Below are 7,386 nucleotides of genomic sequence, written 5' to 3'. Positions count from 1 at the left end.
CGCCCTCGAGGGCGTCTCGATCGACGGCAAGGTCTACGCGATGCCGCTCGACACGCAGCCCGAGGGCATCTACTACAGCAAGGACCTGTTCGAGAAGGCCGGCGTCACCTCGCCGCCGACGACGATGGACGAGCTCAAGGACGCCGTCGCGAAGCTGAAGGCGATCAAGGTCGCGCCGATCGCGGTCGGCGCCAAGGACGCCTGGCCGGCCGCGCACTGGTACTACAACCTCGCCCTGCGCGAGTGCAGCCAGGAGACCATGCAGGAGGCCGCCAAGTCGCTCACGTTCGACGACCCGTGCTGGACCGAGGCCGGCGAAGACCTCGCTGAACTCTTGGGGACCGAACCCTTCCAGAAGGGTTTCCTGACGGCGACGTCGCAGCAGGGTGCCGGGTCCTCGGCGGGCATGATCGCCAACCACAAGGCGGCCATGGAGCTCATGGGCAACTGGAACCCCGGTGTGATCGCCGATCTGACCCCGGACAAGAAGCCGCTCCCCGACCTGGGCTGGTTCCCCTTCCCCGCCGTGCCCGGCGGCAAGGGCGACCCGACCGCCATCATGGGCGGCGCCGGCGGATACTCGCTCTCCAGGAACGCACCGAAGGAGGCCCTGGGCTTCCTCCGGTTCGTCGTGACCAAGGAGCAGCAGGAGGCCTACGCCGAAGCCTTCGACACCATCCCGGTGAACAAGGAAGCCCAGGGGGTCGTCACCGAGCCCTACAACATCTCGGCGCTGCAGGCCTTCAACGAGGCCGCCTACTCGATGCAGTTCCTCGACACCGTGTACGGCCAGAACGTCGGCAACGCCATGAACATCGCCGTCGTGAACCTGATGGCCGGCAAGGGCTCCGCCGCCGACATCGTCAAGGACGTCAAAGCTGCCGCCGAGAAGGGCTGAGTAAGCAGACATGAGCGACACCCTGGGCACTGACACGGCCGGCGGCCGCCAGTCGCAGGGCACGCCCGGAGCCGGGGACACGGCCACGTCCGTGCCCCCGGCTCCGCCGCGAGCGGAGGCGCACCGCCGAGGCCGTGCCAGGATGCGACTGGAGATCGCGGTCCTGTCCGCACCGGCGATCATCATGTTCCTGGCGTTCGTGATCTTCCCGGTCGCGCTCGCCGCGTACTACGGCTTCTACCAGTGGAAAGGCTACGGAGAGCCCACCGACTGGGTCGGCCTGAACAACTACAAGTTGATCCTCACCGACCCGGCGTTCCACGACGTCCTGGGGCACAACGGCCTGATCCTGGTGCTCTCACTGGTCATCCAGGGGCCACTGGCGATCGTCCTCGCGCTCCTGCTCAACCAGAAGATCCGAGGCCGCTCGACCATCCGCGTCCTGATCTTCGTGCCCTACATCATTTCCGAGGTCATCGTCGGCACCGGCTGGAGCCTGGTGCTTCAGAGCAACGGAGCCGTCAACGACCTGCTGCACCGGATCGGCCTGGGCTCCCTGGGCGCCGACTGGATCGCCGACCCGGACCTGGCCATCTGGACGCTGATGGCCATCATCACGTGGAAGTACATCGGCTTCGCGGTGATCCTGATGCTCGCCGGCCTGCAGTCGATCCCCGACGAGATCTTCGAAGCCGCGCAGATCGACGGCGCCTCCTACTGGCAGATCCAGCGCCGCATCACGTTGCCGCTGCTGGGACCGACGATCCGCATCTGGGCCTTCCTGTCGATCATCGGCTCGCTGCAGTTGTTCGACCTCGTCTACATCATCTGGGGCCAGTACGTCTCGGGCACCGCGGGCACCTCGACCATGGCGATCTACATGCTCGCCCAGGGCCGCAACGCGGGCAACTACGGCTACGGCAGCGCCGTCGCGGTCGTGATGTTCGTGATCTCGCTCATCGTCGCGCTGATCTACCAGCGCTTCGTCCTGCGCCGCGACCTCAGGGGCGCCGTCACCGAAGGGACCGTGTGATGGGCGCGACGACCACCACCTCCCGGATGTTCCCCGCGCCGGAGCCGAAGGCACCCACCGGCCGCCGCGACAGGCCGCAGAAGTGGGGCAGCCCCGTCACCTACTTCATCGCGCTGCTCTTCGTCGGCGTCTGCATCGCACCGGTGCTCTACATCGTGCTCGGCGGATTCCGCACCAACTCGCAGATCACCACGGAACCGGCCGCCCTGCCGCGCCCCTGGGTGGTCGGCAACTACATCGACATCCTGAAGTCGACGGTGTTCTGGGGCGAGTTCGCCAACTCCCTCGTCGTCGCGATCACCAGTACCGTCGGCATCGTCGCCCTCGGTCTGATGGTGAGCTTCGTGATCGCACGCTACGACTTCAGACTCAAGGGCGCGATGTACTCCCTGTTCGCCGCGGGCCTGATGTTCCCGATGGTCATCGCGATCACTCCGCTGTACCTCGTCATCAAGGACCTCGGCCTCGTCGACAACCTGCTCGGCGTGATCATCCCGCAGATCGCCTTCGGCCTGCCGACGACCGTCATCATCCTCGTGCCGTTCCTCAGAGCCATCCCGAACGAGATCGAGGAGGCCGCCGCGATCGACGGCATGAGCCGACTCGGATTCTTCTTCCGCATGGTGGTCCCGCTGTCGCTGCCCGGTGTGGTCACCGTCGGCATCCTCGGATTCGTCGGCAGCTGGAACAACTACCTCCTGCCCCTGTACGTCCTCAACTCGCAGGCGAACTACACCCTGCCGCTCGGCGTCCAGGTGTTCTCCTCGCAGTACTCCACGGACACCGCGAAGGTCCTCGCCTTCACCTCACTCGCCATGCTGCCCGCACTGATCTTCTTCTCGGTCTTCGAAAAACGCATCGTCGGCGGCCTCACCGGCGCCGTGAAGGGCTGACACCGGTACCAGGACCTGAACCGGACCGTCCCACGCCCGCCCCTGTCGTGCCTCTCGGCAGGGGCGGGCCACTGACCGACGGCACCGCCCAGCCCGTGACACCCCCGTGCCATCCCCCGGAAAGGACCGCCGCATTGCCCCGCGCCCACATCGAACTCGACAGGCAGGCCGTCATCGCTCCTGTCCGGCGCCGCACCTTCGGCTCGTTCGTCGAGCACCTCGGCCGCTGCGTGTACACCGGGCTCTACGAGCCCGGACACCCGAGCGCGAACGACGACGGATTCCGCATGGACGTCGTCGAACTCGTCAGGGAACTCGGCAGCACGACCATCCGCTACCCGGGCGGCAACTTCGTCTCCGGGTTCCGCTGGGAGGACTCCGTCGGCCCACGCGAAGAACGCCCGGTACGCCGCGACCTCGCCTGGCGCTCGCTCGAATCGAACCAGGTCGGCCTCGACGAGTTCACCAGATGGCTCAAGCTCACCGACTCCGAGCTGATGCTGGCGGTCAACGTGGCCACCCGAGGCATCCTGCCCGCCCTGGACCTGCTCGAGTACGCCAACCACCCGTCCGGCACGGCGCTGTCGGACCTGCGCATCGCCAACGGCACACCGGAACCGCACAACGTGCGCATGTGGTGCCTCGGCAACGAGATGGACGGTCCCTGGCAGACCGGATTCATGACGGCGGACGACTACGGCAAGCTGGCCGCCCGCACCGCCGCCGCGATGAAGAGGGCCGACAAGGACCTCGAACTCGTCGTCTGCGGTTCCTCCGGATCCACGATGCCCACGTTCGGCGACTGGGAGCGCACCGTACTCGAGCACAGCTACGACCACGTCGACTACGTCTCGTGCCACGCGTACTACCAGGAGCACGACGGCGACCTCGGCTCCTTCCTCGCCTCGGCGATCGACATGGACTACTTCATCGACACCGTCGTCGCGACTGCCGACCACGTGGGGCACAAGAAACGCTCCCGCAAGAAGATCAACGTCTCCTTCGACGAGTGGAACGTCTGGTACCTCAAGGAGCACCAGGAGTCCGAGGAGACCCACGACGAGTGGCGCCACGCCCCCCGGCTCCTGGAGGACACCTACACGGTGGCGGACGCCGTCGTCGTCGGCAACCTGCTGATGACGCTCCTGCGCCGCAGCGACCGCGTCACCTCGGCATCCCTCGCGCAGCTCGTCAACGTGATCGCTCCGATCATGACCGAGCCCGGTGGCCCGGCCTGGCGCCAGACGACCTTCTACCCGTTCTCGATCACGAGCCGGCTCGCCTCCGGCGAGGTGATCCGCCCCCTGATCAAGGCGCCGACGTACGACACGGCGCGCTACGGAGAGGCGTCCGTCGTCGACGCCGTCGCGACCGTCGACGAGGACCGGGCCGCGGTCTTCCTCGTCAACCGCGACCTGGCGGAGGCCGCGCAGGTCACGATAGACGTGCGCAGCTTCGGCTCCTCGCGCATCACCGAGGCGGTCACGCTCGCCGACTCCGACGTGTACGCGAAGAACACGCTCACCCGGCAGGACCGGGTGACCCCGGCCGCGAACGCCGGCGCGGCACTCGCCGACGGCCTGCTCACCATCGAACTGCCGCCGACGTCGTGGACGGCGGTCGCTCTCCGGTGAGCGACGGCACGAGCCCCGTTCGGGAGCCGGTTCCCCTCCGGCGCGGCGCCCCGGCCCGTGAACCGCCGGACCCGGTCGCCGAGCGCCGCGAGGCGACCTGCGCGTTGCGCGATGGAACACGGCTTCGGACCGTCCTGCTGGTTCCGCACGGGACCGGGCCGTGGCCGGCCCTGCTGACCCGCCATCCCTATGACGTGACCCGTGAGGAACACGACGGGATGCTCGACGTCGGGCGCCTCGTCGCCGCCGGTTACCTCGTCGCGCTCCAGGACGTACGGGGCCGCTTCGGCTCCGAAGGCGTCTTCGACCCCTGTGCGCAGGAGGTGGCCGACGGCGCCGACGCCGTGGCCTGGCTCGCGGCACGTCCCGAATGCACCGGCACCGTCGGGATGTGGGGCGCGTCCTATGCCTCGGACACCCAGTTCAGCGCCCTTCTGGGAGGCGCCCCGGCTCTGCGGGCGATCGCTCCCGCCATGACGCCGGCGATGTCGGCGCTCGACGGTTTCCGGTTCCGCGGTGGGGTGCCGGAGATCGGCAGCACCCTCGCGTGGACGCACTACGCGATCGCCCCGGACATGATCACGCGCAACGGCTCCGCCCGCGAACGGGAGGCCGAGCGGAAGCGGTGGCAAGCGACCGAGCGGGCGATCGCGACCCGCGACGCGTTCCGGGCCGGAACCCCGCACACCGGATGGGACGCCGAGACGATCGTCGGGTGGGGTCTGGACCGGTTGCGGGAACCGCTCGGGTCGGCGCGTCACCGCGACGGGAAGATCGTCGACCGGATCGATGCGATCGACATTCCGGTCTTCCTGATCGGCGGGTGGTTCGACGTCTTCCTGGGATCGACCCTGGAGATCTACCGGCGGCTGCTGCGCCGCGCGAAGGACACCGGCGGGCCGGTTCCTCGTCTTCTGGTCGGCCCCTGGACGCATGACAACATGTCGGGCCGGACAGCCGGTGTGGACTTCGGGTCGGGTGCCTCCGCCGACGATCTCGGCGGCGGGGGAGACCTCACCGCGCAGCACGTGCGGTGGTTCGACACCGCCCTGCGCGCGGGTGCGGCGGACATGCCGCCGGTGCGCGTGTTCCTGATGGGCTCGAACCGGTGGCTCGAACCGGACGAGTTCCCGCCGTGCGACACGCGGACGCTCGAGCTGTACCTGAACACCGGGGGAACGCTCGCGACCGAGCCGGCCGAGAGCGGTGAACGGCGGCTGACCAGCGATCCGGCATCCCCGGTGCCGACGTGCGGCGGTGCGGTCCTCCTCTTCCCGCCGTTCGAGGCGGGGCCCGCCGACCAGACGGCGATCGAGGCGCGGCAGGACGTGGTCTCGTGGCGCACCGTGCCGCTCGCCGAGGAACTCACGGTGATGGGCGCGGTCCATGCCGTCGTCCACCTCGCGACCACGGGAACGGACGCGGACGTGGTCGTGCGGCTGTGCGACGAGCGCCCGGACGGCAGCAGCCGCGTCGTCACCGACGGCGTGCAGCGGGGGTCGGCGCGGTCCGTCGACCCGGTCACGGGCCTGGGCGACAGACGGCCGGTCGAGCCGGACCGGGAGCAGGAGTTCGTCGTGGACCTCTGGTCGACAGCGCACACGTTCCTGCCGGGCCACCGGGTGCGCGTCGACATCGCACCGAGTTCGTCACCCCGCTGGGACGTCGGACGCAATGCCTTCGATCCGGCCGGGGAGACCACGGAGCCCACCACGGCGGAACACACGATCCGTCATGGCGCTGCCCGTCCGAGCCGCCTCGTCCTCCAGGTCGTGACGGCAGCACCGCGATGAGGCCGACCGGAACACGCCTGCCCGCGTCATCGGCGTGGCGCTGCGGCTGCCGGGGCGGGTCCGGTGGAGGCCCGGACGACCAGCTCGGTGGCCAGTTTCATGCGGGCGGGGGACCGGGCGCCGCCGTCTTCGCCCCGGGAGAGCTCGATCAGGAGCTTGACCGCCGCGGCGCCCAACTCGGTGCTGGGCTGTCTGACGGTCGTCAGCCCGGGGGTGATGTACTGTGCCTCGGGCAGGTCGTCGAAGCCGATGACACTGATGTCCTCGGGGATCCGCAGACCCCGGGCAGCCAGTGCGTCGTAGACGCCGAGGGCCATGGAGTCCGCGCAGGCGAAGATCCCCGTGATCCCCGGGTCGCCGTCGAGCAGGGCGTGGGTGGCGGTCGTCGCCTTGGCGCGGTTCCATCCGCCGTGGGCCACCGACACCGTGGCACTGCCGGCGGTCGCCGTGTCGGCCGCCGCACGGAAACCGTCGACGCGCGCCCGGCTGAAGAGGTGGCGGGCATGGCCGGCGACCACCCCCGTCCGCACATGGCCGAGGGACAGAAGGTGCTCGGCGGCCATACGGCCGCCTTCCCAGTTCGCCACGCCGATGCTCGCCACCCCTGACGGCGGTGTGCTCATCGGGTCGATCAGCACCACGGGGACGCCTGCGGCGAAGAGTGTGCCGAACTGCGCCGATGCGGGATCGACCAGCGTCCCGATCACGCCGAGGGTGCGCCTTCTCAGAACCCGCGACACCCAGTCGCTGTGCGGCTCGGCGAGCGTCAGTACGACATCGAGGCCCACTGCCGCCGCCTCCCGACCGACCCCGGCTGTCAGCAGGTTCGCCCATGACCCCTCGAAGTGGGTGACCACGAGATCGAGCACGTTGGACCAGCCGTTCTCGTCCCGTACGCCCTCGCCCTTGGATCCGGCCCGGCGGGTGTAGCCGACGGCCTGCACGGCTTCCATGACCTTCGCGCGCGTCTCCGCCGAGACGTCGGTTCCGCCTCGCAGCACCTTGGACACGGTGGGCACGCTCGTACCGGCGGTCTTGGCCACCAAGGACAGTGTGGGGCGCGATCCGGCTGGTCGGGGTGGCATGGGGGACAGGTTAGCTCAACCGTCGAGGAGGCCTTCCGGGGACCGGGGAG

General features: G+C 69.2%; 6 protein-coding genes. 5 read left to right on the top strand and 1 reads right to left on the bottom strand.

The genetic code is table 11. The features are described 5' to 3' along the window. The 5 genes from B7L92_RS00915 to B7L92_RS00895 form a co-directional block, all read left to right on the top strand. The coding region (locus tag B7L92_RS00915) for an extracellular solute-binding protein (RefSeq protein WP_081235591.1) at window positions 1-898 on the top strand (898 nt) is incomplete at its 5' end. 142 nt (window positions 899-1,040) lie between these two features. Next, window positions 1,041-1,931, top strand: a complete 891-nt coding sequence (locus B7L92_RS00910; RefSeq protein WP_255310701.1) for a carbohydrate ABC transporter permease — start codon at window positions 1,041-1,043, stop codon at window positions 1,929-1,931. Next, window positions 1,931-2,824 (top strand): carbohydrate ABC transporter permease, encoded by an 894-nt coding sequence (locus tag B7L92_RS00905; protein ID WP_081235589.1) that lies wholly within the window; start codon window positions 1,931-1,933, stop codon window positions 2,822-2,824. The genes B7L92_RS00910 and B7L92_RS00905 overlap by 1 nt, the downstream gene beginning before the upstream one ends. 134 nt (window positions 2,825-2,958) lie before the next feature. Beyond that, on the top strand, window positions 2,959-4,458 hold the full coding sequence (gene arfA / locus B7L92_RS00900) for an arabinosylfuranosidase ArfA (RefSeq protein ID WP_081235588.1): 1,500 nt from the start codon (window positions 2,959-2,961) through the stop codon (window positions 4,456-4,458). Further along, complete coding sequence (locus B7L92_RS00895; protein ID WP_368656226.1) at window positions 4,434-6,251, top strand: CocE/NonD family hydrolase; 1,818 nt, start codon at window positions 4,434-4,436, stop codon at window positions 6,249-6,251. The genes arfA and B7L92_RS00895 overlap by 25 nt, the downstream gene beginning before the upstream one ends. A 26-nt stretch (window positions 6,252-6,277) precedes the next feature. On the opposite strand, the gene B7L92_RS00890 is transcribed toward B7L92_RS00895, so the two are convergent. After that, window positions 6,278-7,294 carry a LacI family DNA-binding transcriptional regulator gene (locus B7L92_RS00890; RefSeq protein WP_255310700.1) on the bottom strand — a complete coding sequence of 339 codons (1,017 nt, stop codon included), beginning with the start codon at window positions 7,292-7,294 and terminating at the stop codon, window positions 6,278-6,280. Window positions 7,295-7,386 lie beyond the last annotated feature (92 nt).

The organism is Streptomyces viridosporus (assembly GCF_002078235.1).
GTDB classification, from domain to species: Bacteria; Actinomycetota; Actinomycetes; order Streptomycetales; family Streptomycetaceae; genus Streptomyces; species Streptomyces viridosporus.
This window is presented reverse-complemented; position numbering and strand designations above follow the sequence as displayed.

What these genes read in the sequence shown, in the direction of transcription:
- B7L92_RS00910 (WP_255310701.1), top strand. Translation starts at nt 1,041, where the DNA reads ATGCGACTGGAGATCGCGGTCCTGTCCGCACCGGCGATCATCATGTTC.
- B7L92_RS00905 (WP_081235589.1), top strand. Translation starts at nt 1,931, where the DNA reads ATGGGCGCGACGACCACCACCTCCCGGATGTTCCCCGCGCCGGAGCCG.